The following is a 17,589-nucleotide window of genomic DNA, read 5'->3' as shown; positions in this document are numbered from 1 at the left end:
GCCTTTCGGTCGGGTCAGGGCTGCGTGGGTCCCGAGTCCGCTTCGCCGGTCAGGGCGTCGAGGACCTCGTCACACCAGTCGACGAACCCGGCCTCGACACGGATGCCACCGCGCAGGACGAGGTACTGGTGCAGGGCCCGGCCGCTGCGGGGACGGGACTCGGGGAAGTCGTGTTGCTGGATGCGGCGGTACAGGTCCAGGCGGGCGGCGTGCTCGTCGCGGTGCCGGTGCACTTCGGCGAGCAGCGGCGCCAGGTCCCCGTACGAGGCGCCGCGGATCTTCACGGCGAGTTCGTTGCGCAGGTGCCCCGGTTCGGTGGGTTCGGCGATCCAGCGGGCCAGTTCGGTCCGTCCGGCGCTCGACACGCGGTACACCTTCTTGTCGGGGCGGCCGTCCTGTGCGATCGATTCGCCCGTGACCCAACCGGCGTCGTCCATCCGCTTGAGTACGCGGTAGATCTGCTGGTGGGTGGCACTCCAGAAGTAGCCGATCGACTTGTCGAACCGGCGCGCGAGTTCGTATCCCGAGCCGGTCTGCTCGCTGAGGGAGACGAGGATCGCGTGTTCGAGTGCCACCCCGCCATTCTGTATGCAACTGGGTGAGTATGCAACCAGATGAATAGACCGTTCGGTGTGCTGTCGTCGGGGAAATGCGGCCCGGCGCGATTAGGCTCGCGGCCATGAGCAGCGGCATGGTGGGGGAGGCGGGCATCGGTCAGGCGGCGACGCGACGACAGATCGCAGCCTGGGGGCTGTGGGACTGGGGTAGCGCGGCGTTCAACGCCGTGATCCTCACGTTCGTGTTCTCGGTGTACCTCACCGACGCCGTCGGCGACGACCTGCCCGGTTCGGTCTCGGCCAGTACGTGGCTGGGCTGGTCGCTGGGCCTCGCGGGTTTCTGCATCGCCGTGCTCGCGCCCGTGAGCGGACAGCGGTTCGACGCCACAGGTCGGCGCAAGCGCTCGCTCGCGGTCCTGACGTTCCTCACCGTCGCGGCGATGGCGGCGATGTTCTTCGTCGTCGACGACTACCACTACCTGTGGCTCGGCCTCGTGCTGCTGGGGTTCGCATCGGTGATCTTCGAACTCGCGGGTGTGCCGTACAACGCGATGATGCGGCAAGTGTCGACGCCGGAGAACATCGGCCGGGTATCCGGGTTCGGTTGGGCGATGGGGTATTTCGGTGGAATCGTGCTGCTGCTCGTCTGCTACCTCGGGTTCATCGCGGGCGACGGCGACACCCGCGGGTTCCTGGACATCACCACCGACGGGGGAATGAACATCCGCCTGGTGGCACTGCTGGCCGCGGTGTGGCTCGCGGTGTTCGCGATCCCGGTGCTGGTCATGGTTCCCGAGGCGCCGCGCACCTCCGCCGACCCCGGCGCCGCGAAGGCCGGGTTCGTCGACTCGTACCGGGTGCTCTGGCGCGACGTGCGCGAACTGTGGGCCGTCGACCGCCGAACCGTCGGCTTCCTGATCGCCAGCGCGCTCTTCCGCGACGGGCTCGCGGGCGTCTTCACGTTCGGCGCCGTCCTCGCGGTCAACGTGTACGGGCTCGCGTCCGACAGCGTGCTGCTGTTCGGCGTCGCGGCGAACGTGGTTGCCGCACTGGGCGCGATCGTCGCCGGGCGCTTCGACGACCGCATCGGACCCAAGAGCGTCATCGTCGGATCGTTGGCCGCGATGATCGTCGTCGGCGTCGTGCTGCTGGTGATCTCCGGGACCCTGATGTTCTGGGTCTTCGGGCTGCTGCTGTGCCTGTTCGTCGGCCCCGCGCAGTCGTCGGCCCGGACCTTCCTGGCCCGGGTCACCCCGCCGGGGCGTGAGGGCCAGATGTTCGGGCTGTACGCCACGACCGGGCGCGCGGTGTCGTTCCTCGCGCCGACGCTGTTCGGCTTCTTCGCGTGGTGGTTCGGTGCCGACCGCGCCGGCATCGTGGGGCTGCTGGTGGTGCTGGGCGTCGGGCTCGCCGCCCTACTGGCGGTGCGCGCGCCCGAACGCGAGGTCGCGGGCGCCCTCCCCGGCTGACGGCTGAATGTCACATCGGTTCGGTCCGACTGAACGCGTGTGACATTCGGCCACCAAAGGGTCAGTCCTTGAAGTAGACCAACTGGTGCGTCGTCGCGAGCAGGACGCCGTCGCGGCCCCAGATCTCGCCGGACTGGTCGAAGTAGCCGTTGCCGAAGCGCTGCGCGCGAGCGGTGCCGAGGACCGCGTCGTCGGCCTGCGCCGCGAGCATCGCCGCGTCGGCGTGGAAGTACACCGTGAGCGACACGGTGCCCGCCGGCAGATATCGGCCCAGGCGCAGGAACGCGCGCGGGTAGAAGACGTCGCACAGGGCGGTGAGTCCGGGAAAGTCCAGCGGGCGCGGCGGGTTGTCCCGGATCCACAGCGTGCTGGTCGAACTCGGCTGGGCGAGGTCGGAGCCGGCAGCGTCGTCTTCGGGATTGGGGACCGCGCCTTCGACGAACCGCAGCTCGTAGTTGCGCGCCCACGCGATGAAGTCGGGGAACGCCTGTGCGGCAACGTCGTCGAAGGCGGGCGCCGAGGGTGCCGCGATCTCGGTGGACGACCAGGTGTCGCGGCGGTTGCCGAACACCGCGGTCGCGGTCGTGATCACGACACCGTCCTGGATCAGCTCGATGTTCCAGTGCTGCGTCGACCGGTTGGTGCGGGTCGGGTGCGCGGCGATCTCGAACTCGCCGTCCGCGATGGGACCCGCGTAGTTCACGGTCAACGACAGGGGATCGCCGAGGCAGTCTGGATGCTGCTGGACGGCGCTCAGCAGCGTCGCGGCGGTGATACCGCCGAACGGGCCGACCATGTTCGCGTACGCGGCGGAGGTGTGTCCGCGGAACGCGTCGGGTGAGCCCCCCTCGGAGGCGAGTTCGACGGCCGCGTCGAATGGGTGCGTAGGTGCGACGATCTGGGTCACGACGACTCCTGACGGGTGACGATCCGGTTCTAAGTATGACAACATACATAGGACGGACCGGCAACCGAACGACGGGCGGAAAGGGCGAGGACATGGCGAGGCGGCAGGATCCCACAGGTGGCCCGCGGGCCGCGATGATCGACAGCGCCGTCGCACTGATTCGCGAGCAGGGGGTGGCGGCGACGTCGTTCGCCGACGTGCTCGCCCACAGCGGTGCTCCACGCGGCTCCATCTACCACCACTTCCCCGGGGGGAAGTCCCAGCTGGTGGAGGAGGCGACGCGCTCGGCCGCCGGCTATCTCGGACGGGGCATGACGCGGGTCCTCGACTCCGGCGACACCGTGTCGGCGCTGCGCTCGCTCGTCGACCTGTGGCGGCGCGGCCTCGAGGCCACCGACTACGCGGCCGGGTGCCCGATCGTCGCGGCCGCGCTCGGCACCGAGCGCGGCGCCCGGGAGGTGGCGGGGGCCACCTTCACCGAGTGGTGCGAGCTGATCGCGGCGAGCCTCGTCGACGACGGCATCGCGCACGATCGCGCGGCGTCACTGTCGGTGCTGGTCGTCAGCGCGCTCGAAGGCGCGCTGGTGATGGCGCAGGCGCAGGGCACGTCGGACCCGCTCGAGGCGGTGGTCGACGAACTCGAGGTGCTGCTGGTGACGCCCGTCAGCTGAGTGCAACCCGTGCCAGGACGGCGTCGGCGAGGGCGTCCTGGTTCTCCTCGGGGATCCAATGGCCGGCGCCGTCGAGGACGACGAATCGGTAGGGCGCGTCGACGAACTCGGCGCACCGCCGCGCTGCCGCCGGGCCGAGCGTCGGATCCGCGGTGCCCCAGACGTACGTGGTCGGCACTCGTACCGGTGGCAGGTCACTGAACTCGCGTACCAGCGCCCGATACCAGTTCAGGGCCGCGGTCAGCGCGCCGGGCTGCGACAGCAGTCGTACGTGCTCCTCGATCAGGTCCGGGGCGGTGCCCTCACCGAACGCCGCGCGTAGGCGTCGCGAATTGTCCTCGAGCAGATACTCTTCGGCCGTTCCCTCCTGGCGGAGCAGTCCCACGTATCCGGATCGGCGCTTCTGGTCGGCGTCCTCGCGCAGAGCCCACCCGATTGCCTTGGCATGCGGCACCGACACGGCGGTGAGACTGCGGATCCGATTCGGGTGGCGTCCCGCGGTCTGCCAGGCGATGGCCGCGCCCCAGTCGTGCCCCACCAAGTGCGCGGACGGCAGGTCGTAGGCGTCGAGCAGGCCGACGACGTCGCCGACGAGGTGATCGAAGCGGTAGTCCTCGACCGGCCGTGGGCGGGCGTCGGGGGAGTAACCGCGCTGATTCGGGGCGATGACACGCATGCCCGCGGCGACGAGCCTCGGCGTGATCGGCCGCCAGGTCGCCGCGCTCTCGGGGAACCCGTGCAGCAGGACGATCACCGTACCGTCGTCCGGTCCCGCGACGGCGACATCGAATGTCAGGTCGCCCAGGCGAACTCGGTCGATCCGAGCTTCTGCAGTCATGGGGACACGGTAGCGGAACCGTTACGAGCGCGGGGGTTTCCAGCTCCCGATGCCCAACATGATCATCCGCAGCTGTTTCTCGGCGCGCTCGATCACCGCCCGCTCACCGGCCGAGCCGGGACGGTCGACCTCGAGCAGGTCGGCCACGACAGCGAGCATCGCCTGGACGATGAGGTCTGCGGCTGCCTCGAGGTCCTCGACGTCCCGATCGGCCAGCGCGGGCGTGCGGCCCAGGTCGATCGTGAGCTCGCTGACGAACAGGCGTAGTTCGGTGGCAATGGCACGCCGCACCTCCGATACGCCGCCGTACCGCTCGCGGGCGACGAATCGGAACGCGGCCGGGTGGGCGTGCACCTGGCGCACGAGGATGTCGAGCGATGCACGGGCGTTGTCGGTGCTCGGGTTTCGTCGCGCGTCGCGCAGCATTCGACGCAGCACCCGCATGCTGTCCTCAGCCAGCGCGACGCCGAGTTCGTCCATCGAGGCGAAGTGCCGGTAGAAGGCCGTCGGCACGATGCCCGCGGCCCGGGCGACCTCTCGCAGGCTCACGCTCGCGAAACTGCGGTCGGCGTGCAGTTCGAGTGCCCGGTCGAGCAGTGCCTGACGCGTGCGCTCCTTGCGCTGCGCTCGCGTCTCCACCGGTTCGGTCACGGCGTCGAGTGTAGGCACCGGGTGCCGGCGTCCGCTGCAGCGCCGGGGTGACCGGGGTCACGTTTCCGTGGGATTGACAGGCGGGGGGTGGTCGCGTTCACACTATCCAGTGTACGAGTGTGCACTGAAATCTCTCGTGAGGAGATGATCATGACGGCGAGTTCTTCCGGCGGTGCGGTGCTCCGACCGCTCACGTCCCTGTTCGAGGCGTTGGTCACGCCGCATGCGGTGGACCGCTACCTCGAACTCCTGGATCCGATGGCGACCGTGCGTGAGGTGCGCGCCCGCATCGTGCGGGTCATGCGCCCGACCGAGGGCTCCGTCGTGCTGGAATTGCGTCCGTCGCGGCGATGGCGGGGCGCCGAGGCCGGGCAGTTCGTGCAGGTCGGCGTGGTGATCGACGGGGTGCGCCACACGCGGTGCTACTCGCCGACGGGGGCGCGGCCGGCGTCGCGTGACGCGGTCGAACTGATCGTGCGGGCGCACCCCGGTGGGCTCGTCTCGCAATACCTGGTCCGTGAGGCCCGCGCGGGGATGGTCGTCGATCTGTCCTCGGCTGCAGGGGAATTCGTGCTCCCGGAGCCTCGGCCGCGGGAGGTGGTGCTCGTCAGCGGTGGCAGCGGGATCACGCCGGTGCTGGCGATGGTGCGGACCCTCGTCCGCGAGGAGTTTCCCGGCCGGATCGCCTTCCTGCACTACACGCGGACACTCGCGGACGTTCCGGTGCTCGGCGAGTTGAGCGCGCTCGGTGAGGCGCGTGACAACCTTGCCGTTCGAATCGTCGAGACGTCGACCGAGGGGCGTCTGTGTCGCGAGCATCTGCGCGGCGTGGCCCCGTGGCTGGGGGCCGACTCGGAGGTGTTCGTGTGCGGCCCCGACGCCCTCACCGACGCTCTCCGGGAGTTGCTCGATGCCGACGGATTCGGTGAACAGATGCACACCGAGTGCTTCCGGCTCGTTCCCCCGGTGCCGGCCGGACCCGCCGACGGCGCGGTGTCCTTCGCGCGCAGTGGCGTCGTGGCGGCGAACACCGGTGCGACCCTGCTCGAGCAGGCCGAGGCGGCGGGCCTGCAGCCCGAGTACGGCTGCCGGATGGGGATTTGCTTCTCGTGCACCGCGGTCAAGCGCTCCGGTCGCACCCGCAACGTTCGCACCGGCGACACGCACGACGACCCGGACCAGCCGATCCAGCTGTGCATCTCCGCGCCGGTCGGTGACGTCGAGATCGACGTCTGACCGTGCCGGTGCCACGACCCAAGAGGAGAAACCATGTTCGGAATCAGTCTTCCCGGGTTCCTGTCGATGCCCGGGTTCGTGCGGTTCGGGGCTCGCGACCACGAACCTCGAGACGAGCTCACGGTGATCGGATACGACGACGTCGAGGCGCTCGGGCGTGAGCTCGACGCGCTGCGGGCGGAGGTGGTTGCCGACCTAGGCGCGACCGATCGCGAGTACATCTACCGGATCATCAAGGCGCAGAGAGGGTTCGAGGTGGCCGGTCGCGGGCTGATGTACCTCGGCTTCCTGCCGCCGTTCTGGCTGGCCGGCGTGGGTGCGCTGTCGGTCTCGAAGATCCTCGACAACATGGAAATCGGGCACAACGTCATGCACGGTCAGTACGACTGGATGCGTGAACCGGGTCTGAACTCGCGGGTGTTCGAGTGGGACACCGTGTGCCCCGCCGACCAGTGGAAGCACTCCCACAACTACATGCACCACACGTACACGAACATCGTCGGACGCGACCGGGACATCGGCTACGGCATCCTGCGGATGGACGACGCGCAGCGCTGGAATCCCTACTATCTGGGTAATCCGCTGTACGCGACTGCGCTGATGTTCGGATTCGAGTGGGGCGTCATGCTGCACGACCTCGAGGCCGAGAACGTGATCCGGGGCAATCGAAGTTGGGCCGACGTCAAGCCGCTCGTGCGGGGATGGTGGCGCAAGGCCGGACGCCAGGTCCTCAAGGACTACGCGCTGTTCCCGGCGTTGACGGGACCGCTGTTCGTCTCGACGCTGCTCGGCAACGCGACCGCGAACGTCGTCCGCAACGTGTGGGCGTACTCGATCATCTTCTGCGGCCATTTCCCCTCGGGCGTGCAGAGTTTCACCGAGGAGGAGACCGCGGACGAGACGCGCGGCCAGTGGTACCTGCGGCAGATGCTCGGCAGTGCGAACATCACCGGCAGTCCGCTGTTCCACATCATGTCCGGCAACCTGTCGCACCAGATCGAGCACCATCTGTTCCCGGACATCCCGGCGCATCGCTACCCGGAGATGGCGCCGCGGGTACGGGAACTGTGCGAGCGCTACGGCCTGCCGTACAACACCGGGGGATTCTTCCGTCAGATCGGCACCGTGTGGGCGAAGATCGTCCGGCTGGCACTGCCGCCCTCACTCGTCGGCCGCGAGCAGGCTCGCGGTGTTATCGTCGAGCGTCGGAAAACCGCTGCATGAGAGGCACGTCGGACATGGTGGGGAAGTTCGAGCGGGGCAAGGATACGGTGCAGGAGCTCACCGAGTCTGCGGCCACACACGTCGGAAGAATCGCAGTGATCATCGCGGGCGCGGTCCGGGACGTCACCCGGGAGGTGGGGGACTGGATCACCGACGGGATCGAGATGCGTGAGGCGGCGCAGAAGGCCCGCGAGGATCGCGAGCGGACAGCGTCCGACGAGAGCTGAAGCGGTACAAAGAAATCGGGCCCGGCACCTGTGAAAGGTGCCGGGCCCGATCCCGTGCGTGGGTAGATCAGATGACGCCCATGGCGAACATGGCGTCGGCGACCTTCACGAAGCCGGCGATGTTGGCGCCCAGGACGTAGTCGCCCGGCTTGCCGTACTCCTCGGCCGTGGTGGAGCAGCGCTTGTGGATGCCGCGCATGATCTTTTCGAGGCGCTCGTCGGTGTAGGCGAAGCTCCAGGAATCGCGCGAGGCGTTCTGCTGCATCTCCAGTGCCGAGGTGGCGACGCCACCGGCGTTGGCGGCCTTGCCGGGAGCGAAGGCAACGCCTGCCTCGCGGAACACCGCGATGCCACCGGGGGTGGTGGGCATGTTGGCGCCCTCGGCGACGGCCTTGACGCCGTTGCTCACCAGGGTCTTCGCGGAGACGTCGTCGAGTTCGTTCTGCGTTGCACACGGCAGCGCGATGTCACACGGGACGTTCCAGATGTTGCCGCCCGGGAAGAACTGGGCGCCGGTGCGCTCGTCGACGTACTCGGAGATGCGGCCGCGACGGACCTCCTTGATCTCCTTGAGCAGGTCGACGTCGAGGCCGTTGTTGTCGACGATGTAGCCCGACGAGTCGGAGCACGCGATCGCGGTGCCACCGAGCTGGTGGATCTTCTCGACGGCGTAGATGGCGACGTTGCCCGAGCCGGACACGACGGCCTTCTTGCCCTCGATGGACTCGCCCTTGGCGGCCATCATCTCGGCGACGAAGTACGCGGCACCGTAGCCGGTGGCCTCCTTGCGGACCATCGAGCCGCCCCAGGTGAGGCCCTTGCCGGTGAGGACGCCCGACTCGTAGGAGTTGTTGAGGCGCTTGTACTGGCCGAACAGGTAGCCGATCTCGCGGCCGCCGACGCCGATGTCACCGGCCGGGACGTCGGTGTACTCGCCGATGTGGCGCTGCAGCTCGGTCATGAACGACTGGCAGAAGCGCATGATCTCGGCCTCGGACTTGCCCTTGGGGTCGAAGTCCGAGCCGCCCTTGCCGCCGCCGATGGGCAGGCCGGTGAGGGAGTTCTTGAAGATCTGCTCGAAGCCGAGGAACTTGACGATGCCGAGGTTGACGCTCGGGTGGAAGCGCAGGCCGCCCTTGTAGGGGCCGAGCACGCTGTTGTACTGCACGCGGAAACCACGGTTGACGTGGATGTTTCCGTTGTCGTCCTGCCACGGAACGCGGAAGATGATCTGCCGCTCGGGCTCGCAGAGACGCTCGATCAGGGCGCCGTCGGCGTAGTTGGGGTGCCGATCGAGCACCACGGTGAGCGATTCGAAGACCTCGGCGACCGCCTGGTGGAACTCCGGCTCGCCAGCATTGCGAAGGAGTACCTGCTTGTAGATCTCCTCAACGCGGTCGCGTACAGACAACTTTCACCTACCTGATTCCGTGAGCAGTTATTAATCTTTCTGTTACAGGCTAGTCCGCGCAGGGCGTCGAATTCGACGGTTACCTGGGGAAAGTGAGATTAGCCACGTGTGAAGATTGTGTTACGTGGCCTGGGGACCTGGGCGGATGCGAATCGGACCCCGGCCGCGATCCCGGCAAAAGGCCCGGGATCCCGGCAGTCGGCGTAGTCTCAATTTTCACACCAATCACACCGGTACCGGCCATCTCTTGGTTGTGACATGGTGTGCTGTTGATCAATGCACATCTTCGGGGGGAGAGCGCGATGGGCCGCGCACGGATTGCCTCCCGCTGTACGGAAGGAAGCAGTCTGTGAGAGCAGTGAATCGGGGGCTGACCGCTGCGCTGTCGGCGGCCGCGGTGACTGTCGGTCTGTCGGTCGCGATGGCGACACCGGCCGTCGCAGTTGGCGGGCCGTGCGGGCAGAACGGCGGCGGAAGTGTCGGCAGCTCGGGAAGTTCGGGTAGCTCGGGGAGCGCCGGCCTCACCGGCAGCCTGATGGGCAGCCTGGGTGCTGGAAGCCTCGGCAGCGCAACGGGTTCGCTGGCCAATTCGCTGCCGTGGATCACGGGTTCGCCCGACGGTGCGCTGCCGATCCTGACCGGCAAGACCAAGGCTCTCGAGATGGTCACCGGGCCGGGTAGCCCGAATAAGAGCATCGAACGCTTCAGCGTCTCCGGCACCGACCTCGGCATCATGTGGGACAACGGCAAGACCGGCGATGCCCGCGGCGTGATGATGCTGTTCGGTGACACGGTCGGCGCGTGCGGCGTCGGAGGCGACCAATGGCGCAGCAACGTCCTCTTCCGGAGCGGCGACACCAACCTGTCCGACGGTATGCGGATCGACAGCTCGCCGTTGGCGTCGCGTGGGTTCTCCAAGCAGGTCATCCAGGGCCTGCTCTCGTCCGAACCGGGAGGCTGGCCCGAGTTCACGGTCATCCCCACCGGTGGTGTGGCAGTCGACGGTGTGCAGTACGTGCGGTGGATGTCGGTTCGTTCGTGGGACACGCCGGGCGAGTGGACCACGAACTACTCCGGTCTCGCTGTTTCGACGAACAACGGTGAGACCTGGGAGACGGATCCGCGGACCGTGCGGGTCAATCGCGAAGACGCCTTCAAGACCCCGGTCGACGGCATGCCGGCGTTCGCGCCGAGCAATGAGGACTGGCAGATGAGCGCCTTCGTTCCGAACCGTGGCGATGGGTATGTCTACGAATTCGGCACTCCCTCAGGGCGTTCCGGTGCCGCTCGGCTCGCGCGGGTGCTAGCGGGCGACATTCGCGACATGGGCAGTTACGAGTACTGGAAGGGTTCCGGCTGGTCGTCCAACATCGAGGATGCCGTGCCTGTGATCGAGCCGGCGGTCAGCGAGCTGTCGGTGCAGTGGAACCCCTACCTGAACCAATACGTCGCGATGTACACGGACTTGGGCGGACTGAAGATTCGTCAGTCGCCGGATCTGGTGAATTGGAGCGCCGCGCAGACGTTGATCAGCGGGGTAACGCTGCCCTCGCTGTACGGCGGATTCATGCATCCCTGGTCGAACAAGGACAGGGACAAGAACCTCTACTTCGTGCTGACGACGTGGGATCGGTACAACGTGATCTACATGAAGACCGATCTGAGCACCATGAAGATGGCGGCCGCCGATCAGATCGACCGTCCGGACCCGGCGCTGACCGGTGAGCAGAAGCTCCTCGGTTTCGATACTCCTGTCGAGGAGTGAGTTCCTGACGTCATGACAGCGGCCCGTCCCCGACAACCGGGGACGGGCCGCTGTCATGTTCGAGCGGTCTTTCGGCGAATCAGGGGGCGCCGAAGCCGGCGTCGGCGAGGACCTGGCGTCCGTCCGGTCCGGTGACGAGCGCGATGAACTGCTCTGCCGTCGCCTTGTTCCCCGAGTTCTTCAGTTCGGCGATCGGGTAGGTGTTGACCACGGTGGAGGATTCGGGGAACGGGACGGTGGTCACCGCGTTCCCTGCGCCAGCCGCGTCGGTGACGTAGACCAGGCCGGCGTCGGCCTGTCCGGTGGTGACCTTCCCGAGGACGTCGGTGACGGAGGATTCCTCGCTGACCGGCGAGAGGGTCACGCCGGTGGCGTTTTCGATCTTCTGTGTCGCGGACCCGCAGGGCACCTGCGGGGCGCAGACGACGACCTTGTTACCGGGCGCGGCAAGATCCGCGAAGGACGTGATGTTTCGCGGATTTCCCGGAGGGGTGACGATCGTGAGGGTGTTGGTGGCGAAGTTGACGGGGGCGCCTTCGACCAGCCCGGCGTCCACGGCCTTGGTCATGTTCGCGGTATCGGCGGACGCGAAGACGTCCGCGGGTGCGCCCTGGTTCAGTTGCGAGACGAGATCGGACGATCCGGCGAAGCTGAACTCGACGTTCGTGCCCGGGTGATCCTTCTCGAACTGCTCGCCGAGCCGCGTGAAGGTGCTCTTCAACGATGCGGCCGCGTACACGGTGATGTCACCGGTGACCCCAGATTCGCTGGTCGTGTTCGCCGACGACGATTCCGAACTCGAACACCCGGCGGCCAGGAAGGTGGCCGTCAGTGCGATCAGAGCAGTGCCGAAGATCTTCCTCATCAATCGTCTCCTGGGTTGTGGTGGGGTGCCGACCGCGCCGTTGACGTTGACATTCGGGCGCACGAGGGCGTTTTCGGCGCAGTTGCGGAGTCACGGATGGTATCGCACCGCTCATGCGGAATCGATGTGAATCTTCCCCGCGCGTCGGTTCCACCGGATCGGGGCCGGTATCTGCGAACTGCCGGTCGTCGGCGGAATGCCCGGCTACCGTTCGACGTCGTACACGTCGATCGAGGGGGTCTGCGATGCGTCTGTCCACCAGGAACCAGCTCACCGGAACGGTCACCGAGGTGAGCCCCGGGGCGGTCATGGCCACGGTGAAAGTGAAGTTGGACGGCGGTGAGCAGATCGTGACCGCCTCGATCACCAAGGAAGCCGTCGAGGAACTCGGACTCGAGCCCGGGGTTGCGGCGACGGTGCTCGTCAAGTCCACCGAGGTGATGCTCGGCGTCGAGTAGCCGAGCCCTGCGACGTTTCCGATCGCGCACAACCGAACCGTCACTGCCGGGTGGAAAGTGTCATCACCCCGCAACATCGGATCGAAGGAGCGGAAACATCCGGGTCCGATGATCGTCCTCAGCCGTTGCGTCACCGGCAGAGGAGGACGGTCGAACTGTGGGCTCCGATACCGAGAGCGTGGACACGCTGTGCGCCTACTGCGGGGTGGGGTGCGGGATGGTCCTCGAGATTGCCGCGGACCCGGGGACGGGGCGCCGCCGGGTCGTGAAGTCCCCGGGCCGCAAGAGCCACCCCACGAACTTCGGGCGGCTGTGCACCAAGGGCACGACCACCGCCGACATGCTCGCCGGCCCTGGCCGGATGACGGTGCCTCACCGGCGTCCGGCGCGGGGTGCGCCGATCGAGTCCGCCGACATGGACGCCGCGATCACCGAGACCGCCCTGCGACTGCGGGCGATCGTCGACGAACACGGACCCGACGCCGTCGCGCTCTACGTGTCGGGGCAGATGTCCCTCGAAGCTCAGTACCTGTCGAACAAGTTGGCCAAGGGGTTCATCGGCACCAAGTGGATCGAGTCGAACTCGCGGCTGTGCATGGCCAGCGCCGGGACCGGGTACAAGCAGTCCCTCGGGGCGGACGGGCCGCCCGGGTCGTACCAGGACTTCGACGGGGCCGACGTCTTCTTCGTCATCGGCGCCAACATGGCCGACTGCCACCCGATCCTGTTCCTGCGGATGATGGACCGCGTCAAGGCCGGCGCGAAGTTGATCGTCGTCGATCCCCGCCGCAACACGACCGCCGACAAAGCCGACCTGTTCATGCAGATCGCGCCCGGCACGGATCTGGCGCTGCTCAACGGTCTCCTGCATCTGATCGTGGAGAACGGGCACACCGACCCCGAGTTCATCGGCGCTTTCACCGAGGGCTGGGACGCGATGCCCCCCTTCCTGGCCGAGTACACCCCGGACCGGGTTGCTGAGATCACCGGCATCCCCGAGGCCGACATCCGCACCGCGGCGCAGTTGATCGGTGAGGCCGGCGACTGGATGAGCTGCTGGACGATGGGGCTGAACCAGAGCACGCACGGCACCTGGAACACCAATGCGATCTGCAATCTGCACCTGGCGACCGGCGCGATCTGCCGACCGGGCAGTGGACCGTTCTCGCTCACCGGGCAGCCGAACGCGATGGGTGGCCGGGAGATGGGCTACATGGGCCCGGGCCTGCCCGGCCAGCGGGCGGTGACGTCCGACGCCGACCGGGGGTTCGTCGAGGACCGGTGGGGCATTCCCCGCGGATCTCTGCGCAGCGAGATCGGCGGCGGCACGATCGACATGTTCTCCCGGATGGCCGACGGTGAGATCAAGGCCTGCTGGATCATCTGCACCAATCCTGTTGCCACCGTTGCCAACCGCAAGACGGTGCTCGCCGGCCTGGAGGAGGCCGAACTGGTCGTCACCCAGGATGCGTTCCTCGACACCGAGACCAACGACTACGCCGACGTCCTGCTCCCGGCCGCCCTGTGGACCGAGTCGCACGGAGTGATGATCAACTCCGAACGCACCCTCACCCTGTTCCAGCAGGCGCTCGATCCGCCGGGGCAGGCACTCCCGGACTGGCAGATCGTCGCCCGGATCGCTTGCGAGATGGGCCATTCGCAGGCCTTCACCTACGCGTCGTCGGAGGAGGTGTTCGAGGAGATCAAGCAGTTCTGGAACCCGAGGACCGGATACGACCTGCGCGGTGTCACCTACGAGCGGCTGCGGGAGACCCCGATCCAGTGGCCGTGCCCGCCCGGGGTCGACACCGACCGTCATCCGATCCGCTACCTCAACGACGGTGTCAGTCAGACGCTTCTGGTCCGCGGCGACGGCACCGCACCGCGACTCGCGTTTCCCACCGCGAGCGGACGGGCGGTGTTCTTCGCGCGCCCGCACATGCCGCCCGCCGAGATGCCCGACGACGACTACCCGTTCCTGCTCAACACCGGCCGGTTGGCGCATCAATGGCACACGATGACCAAGACCGGCAAGGTCGCCAAGCTGAACAAGCTCAACCCGGGCCCGTTCGTCGAGATCCACGCCGAGGACGCCGGGCGTCTCGCGATCACCGACGGGGATCGGCTCGAGGTGGCATCCCGCCGCGGCCGCGCGGTCCTGCCCGCCGTCGTCACCGACCGGGTCCGGCCCGGGAACTGCTTCGCCCCGTTCCACTGGAACGACGTCTTCGGCGAGTACCTCGCCATCAACGCCGTCACCAACGACGCCATCGACCCCGACTCCCGACAGCCCGAGTTCAAGGCCTGCGCAGTCGATCTCGTCAAGGTCGATGCCAACGCTGACGGCGACGCCACCGCCACGACCCCCGGCGCGCCCGCGCAGGCATCGCCGACCACCGCCGCGCCACCTTCGACGCAGGAGATCAGCGTGTCTCGACTCGACACCGTCGCCGACCTCCTCGGCGTGACCGACGAACCCGCACTCGAATTGGGCCCGCTCGAACGCCGCTACGTCGCCGGACTGCTCAGTGCACTGCGGACCGACGCCGGCCGCAGCGCACCCGGGGTTCCGGTGGTGCCGGCCGACGCCCCTCTCGAGCCGGGAAGCCGGGCGTGGGTGGACGGGGTGCTGGCGGGGCTGTTCTCCCGCGCCCCGGTCCGCGCCGCCGCGCCCTCGGTGCCGGGGCCGATGAGCAATTCCACGCCCGAACGCCCGCCGATCGTGGTCGTCTGGGCCTCACAGACCGGCAACGCCGAGGAGATCGCCACCGGCTGTGCGGCCGCGCTCACGAAATCGGGGCTCCCCGTCGTGTTGCGGAGCATGGACGAGTTCTCCGTCACGGACCTCGCGGGCACCCAGGAGCTGCTGGTGATCACCAGTACCTACGGTGACGGCGATCCGCCGGACAACGGCGGCGTGCTGTGGGACGCCCTGTCCGGCGACGATGCACCGCTGCTCGACGACACCCGCTACGCCGTGCTTGCGTTCGGCGACTCCAGCTACGACGACTTCTGCGGGCACGGCCGCAGACTCGACGCCCGACTGGCCGAACTCGGCGCCACCCGCATCCTCGATCGCGTCGACTGCGAGCCCGACTACGACGACGCCGCGGCCGCGTGGCTCACGGCGGTGACCGACGCACTGCGGCCCGCGTCGGCCACGACCATGTCATCGCCGGCACCGCTGTCGGAGTCGTCGGATGCGGCGCCCCGGTTCGACAGGAAGGCTCCGCTGCTCACCTCACTGATCCGCAATGTCGCGCTGTCGTTGCCCGGATCGGCAAAAGACGTGCGGCAGTTCGGGTTCCACCTTCCTCAGGGAACCCTCGACTACGAGGCGGGTGACGCGTTGGGAGTGTGGCCCCGCAACAGTGGACCGTTCGTCGACGAGTGGCTCGCGGTCACCTGCCTCGACGGCGAGGCGACCGTCGAGCTCGCCGACCACGGTGCGATGACGTTGCGCACCGCGCTGGCCGAAAGACTGGAGATTACCCGCATCACGGGGGACCTGCTCGCCTTCGTCCACGAGCGGACCGGCGACGACTACCTGGCCGAGCTGATGAAGCCCGCGAACAAGGTGCTGCTCGACGACTGGTCGTGGGGCCGCCAATCCCTCGACCTGCTCACCCAGCACCCCGTCCGCGCCTCCGTCGACGAGTGGCTCACTGTTCTCAAATCCCTTCAGCCGCGGCTGTATTCCATCTCGTCCAGTCCCAAGGAGAACCCCCGCGAAGTGCAGTTGACCGTCTCGGCGGTCCGGTACAACGTCGTCGGCATCCCGCGTCGAGGCGTTTGTTCGACGTACCTCGCCGACCACGCCGAGCGCGACGACATCGGTATCTACGTGCAGAAGTCGCGCCATTTCCGACCCCCGGCGGACTCCGACACCCCGATGATCATGGTCGGACCCGGCACCGGCATCGCGCCGTTCCGCGCCTTCCTGCACGAACGGCGCGCGCTCGGTCACACCGGACCGAACTGGCTGTTCTTCGGAGAACAGCACGCCGCCACCGACTTCTACTACCGCGAGGAGATCGAGGAACTGCTCAGGGACGGAGTGCTCACCGAACTCGACCTGGCCTTCTCCCGGGACCAGGCCGACAAGGTCTACGTCCAGGACCGGATGCGCGCACGCGGCGCCCAACTGTGGGCATGGCTGCAGAACGGTGCCCACTTCTACGTCTGCGGCGACGCGAGCCGGATGGCCCGCGACGTCGATCACGCACTCTGCGGGATCGTCGCGCAACACGGCCGGCTCGCACCCCGCAGCGCCGAGGCCTACGTCAAGGCGCTCGCCGCCGAGAAGCGCTACGTGCGTGACGTGTACTGACGGCGAAGGCCGCTTTCGGAAGTCCCCTGCAGGAATCGAACCGGCGACCTGGAGATCAGGGCGTCCCTGACGTCACTGGCGCCAGCGCGGTGCCGGTCTTCCACGGGCGCCCTCTCGATCAGGAGCCGAGCGAGCCCGTACCGAGTGACCCGAAGTCGAGCGAACCACTCGACGATCCGGCATCGAGAGAGCCGGCTCCGCCAGGCTGACTCCACCCTCGGCAGCCGGTGGTGATGAACCCGTCGTCTCCCGGCTCGATCGTGACGGTGACCGGCCCGAAGGAAATCCCACTCGCAATCGTCGCCATACCGCCGAGAGGCAGATCCTTCGTGCGGGCCCACGCGCAGGGCAGCAGGCCGCCAGGCCAGGCGCCGGCGGTCGTGTACGTCCCCGGCTGAACGTCGAATCCGACGCGGTAGACGCCGTCCACCGAGATCCGCGTCGCTTGCACGTCCAGAGATCCGGCGTCGGCGGCTGACGACACCCCGGCCCCACCCACTGCAATCGCGGCAGTGGCGGCCGCGGCGACAACTCCCACAACCAAATTCGTCGGCCTGCGCACGGGCGTGACTGATCGACCAAGCATCTCGGAACCCTCCCCAAGTCGTCTCTCGCGCTCAGGCCGCGCGTCCGGGGGATCGTAGCCCGAACCCGATCATGGATCCGGCAAAACGACCCGGGAAGTTCGATGACGAAAGACTGGTACTTCGGTCGCGGTCGTGTTCACGAATTGGTGGCCGACATCGTCGATCAGACCGTCGGCGCGAGCGCGCTACCTGCGGGTGTCTTCACTGAAACCGGTGCGAGAGATCAGGACCAGTCACCGATGGAGTCGGGTTTGCAACCCATCTACCAGGTGTTTTTGGTGCTCCTGCGTGAAGCCATTTCAAACCAAAGAAGTTCGTTCCGGCGACTAGTCGATGAGGTCGGCGTTGTACCGACAGCGCCAGGTGGCATCAGGATGACCGCTACGCGGCACT

General features: G+C 67.6%; 15 protein-coding genes. 8 read left to right on the top strand and 7 right to left on the bottom strand.

The window, feature by feature from the left end:
- Window positions 1-14 precede the first annotated feature (14 nt).
- Complete coding sequence (locus ACQ5DX_RS14520; RefSeq protein ID WP_430333280.1) at window positions 15-575, bottom strand: PadR family transcriptional regulator; 561 nt, start codon at window positions 573-575, stop codon at window positions 15-17.
- A gap of 104 nt (window positions 576-679) precedes the next feature.
- On the opposite strand from ACQ5DX_RS14520, the gene ACQ5DX_RS14515 reads away from it, so the two are divergent.
- Window positions 680-2,026, top strand: a complete 1,347-nt coding sequence (locus tag ACQ5DX_RS14515) for an MFS transporter (protein ID WP_430333279.1) — start codon at window positions 680-682, stop codon at window positions 2,024-2,026.
- 61 nt (window positions 2,027-2,087) lie between these two features.
- Here ACQ5DX_RS14515 and ACQ5DX_RS14510 read toward each other — a convergent pair whose 3' ends face one another.
- Complete coding sequence (locus ACQ5DX_RS14510) at window positions 2,088-2,933, bottom strand: acyl-CoA thioesterase (RefSeq protein WP_430333278.1); 846 nt, start codon at window positions 2,931-2,933, stop codon at window positions 2,088-2,090.
- 92 nt (window positions 2,934-3,025) lie between these two features.
- On the opposite strand from ACQ5DX_RS14510, the gene ACQ5DX_RS14505 reads away from it, so the two are divergent.
- A complete protein-coding gene (locus ACQ5DX_RS14505; protein ID WP_430335669.1) occupies window positions 3,026-3,604 on the top strand; it encodes a TetR/AcrR family transcriptional regulator in 579 nt (192 codons plus the stop codon).
- Here the strand turns inward: ACQ5DX_RS14505 and ACQ5DX_RS14500 are convergent.
- Window positions 3,597-4,442 (bottom strand): alpha/beta fold hydrolase, encoded by an 846-nt coding sequence (locus ACQ5DX_RS14500; RefSeq protein ID WP_430333277.1) that lies wholly within the window; start codon window positions 4,440-4,442, stop codon window positions 3,597-3,599. The genes ACQ5DX_RS14505 and ACQ5DX_RS14500 overlap by 8 nt on opposite strands.
- 21 nt (window positions 4,443-4,463) lie before the next feature.
- Window positions 4,464-5,093 (bottom strand): TetR family transcriptional regulator, encoded by a 630-nt coding sequence (locus ACQ5DX_RS14495; protein WP_430333276.1) that lies wholly within the window; start codon window positions 5,091-5,093, stop codon window positions 4,464-4,466.
- Window positions 5,094-5,237: 144 nt separating this feature from the next.
- On the opposite strand from ACQ5DX_RS14495, the gene ACQ5DX_RS14490 reads away from it, so the two are divergent.
- The 3 genes from ACQ5DX_RS14490 to ACQ5DX_RS14480 are packed head-to-tail and all read left to right on the top strand — an operon-like array spanning window position 5,238 to window position 7,780.
- Entirely contained in the window at window positions 5,238-6,329 is a 1,092-nt protein-coding gene (locus ACQ5DX_RS14490) for a ferredoxin reductase (protein WP_430335668.1), read from the top strand.
- A gap of 33 nt (window positions 6,330-6,362) precedes the next feature.
- Window positions 6,363-7,553, top strand: coding sequence for a fatty acid desaturase family protein (locus ACQ5DX_RS14485; protein WP_430333275.1), 1,191 nt, complete (start codon window positions 6,363-6,365; stop codon window positions 7,551-7,553).
- Between the two features lie 14 nt (window positions 7,554-7,567).
- Window positions 7,568-7,780, top strand: a complete 213-nt coding sequence (locus tag ACQ5DX_RS14480; protein WP_430335667.1) for a hypothetical protein — start codon at window positions 7,568-7,570, stop codon at window positions 7,778-7,780.
- Window positions 7,781-7,847: 67 nt separating this feature from the next.
- Here the strand turns inward: ACQ5DX_RS14480 and gdhA are convergent, their stop codons facing one another.
- The gene (gene gdhA / locus ACQ5DX_RS14475) at window positions 7,848-9,191 is read right to left on the bottom strand and encodes an NADP-specific glutamate dehydrogenase (protein WP_430333274.1); all 1,344 of its coding nucleotides are present in this window, start codon (window positions 9,189-9,191) and stop codon (window positions 7,848-7,850) included.
- Between the two features lie 349 nt (window positions 9,192-9,540).
- On the opposite strand from gdhA, the gene ACQ5DX_RS14470 reads away from it, so the two are divergent.
- Window positions 9,541-10,956 carry a DUF4185 domain-containing protein gene (locus tag ACQ5DX_RS14470; protein ID WP_430333273.1) on the top strand — a complete coding sequence of 472 codons (1,416 nt, stop codon included), beginning with the start codon at window positions 9,541-9,543 and terminating at the stop codon, window positions 10,954-10,956.
- Between the two features lie 79 nt (window positions 10,957-11,035).
- On the opposite strand, the gene modA is transcribed toward ACQ5DX_RS14470, so the two are convergent.
- Complete coding sequence (modA, locus tag ACQ5DX_RS14465; RefSeq protein WP_430333272.1) at window positions 11,036-11,821, bottom strand: molybdate ABC transporter substrate-binding protein; 786 nt, start codon at window positions 11,819-11,821, stop codon at window positions 11,036-11,038.
- 245 nt (window positions 11,822-12,066) lie between these two features.
- On the opposite strand from modA, the gene ACQ5DX_RS14460 reads away from it, so the two are divergent.
- Together ACQ5DX_RS14460 and ACQ5DX_RS14455 are read left to right on the top strand one after the other, a co-directional pair.
- Window positions 12,067-12,279, top strand: coding sequence for a TOBE domain-containing protein (locus tag ACQ5DX_RS14460; RefSeq protein ID WP_430333271.1), 213 nt, complete (start codon window positions 12,067-12,069; stop codon window positions 12,277-12,279).
- A gap of 217 nt (window positions 12,280-12,496) precedes the next feature.
- Window positions 12,497-16,609 carry a molybdopterin-dependent oxidoreductase gene (locus tag ACQ5DX_RS14455; RefSeq protein ID WP_430335666.1) on the top strand — a complete coding sequence of 1,371 codons (4,113 nt, stop codon included), beginning with the start codon at window positions 12,497-12,499 and terminating at the stop codon, window positions 16,607-16,609.
- A 118-nt stretch (window positions 16,610-16,727) separates the two neighbouring features.
- Here ACQ5DX_RS14455 and ACQ5DX_RS14450 read toward each other — a convergent pair whose 3' ends face one another.
- Window positions 16,728-17,147, bottom strand: coding sequence for a hypothetical protein (locus ACQ5DX_RS14450; RefSeq protein ID WP_430333270.1), 420 nt, complete (start codon window positions 17,145-17,147; stop codon window positions 16,728-16,730).
- Between the last annotated feature and the right edge of the window lie 442 nt (window positions 17,148-17,589).

The sequence above is a fragment of the Rhodococcus sp. ACT016 genome (assembly GCF_050477185.1).
In the GTDB taxonomy this organism is placed as follows: domain Bacteria; phylum Actinomycetota; class Actinomycetes; order Mycobacteriales; family Mycobacteriaceae; genus Prescottella.
Note: the sequence above shows the minus strand (reverse complement) of the source record. Positions and strands in the feature narration are given on the sequence as shown.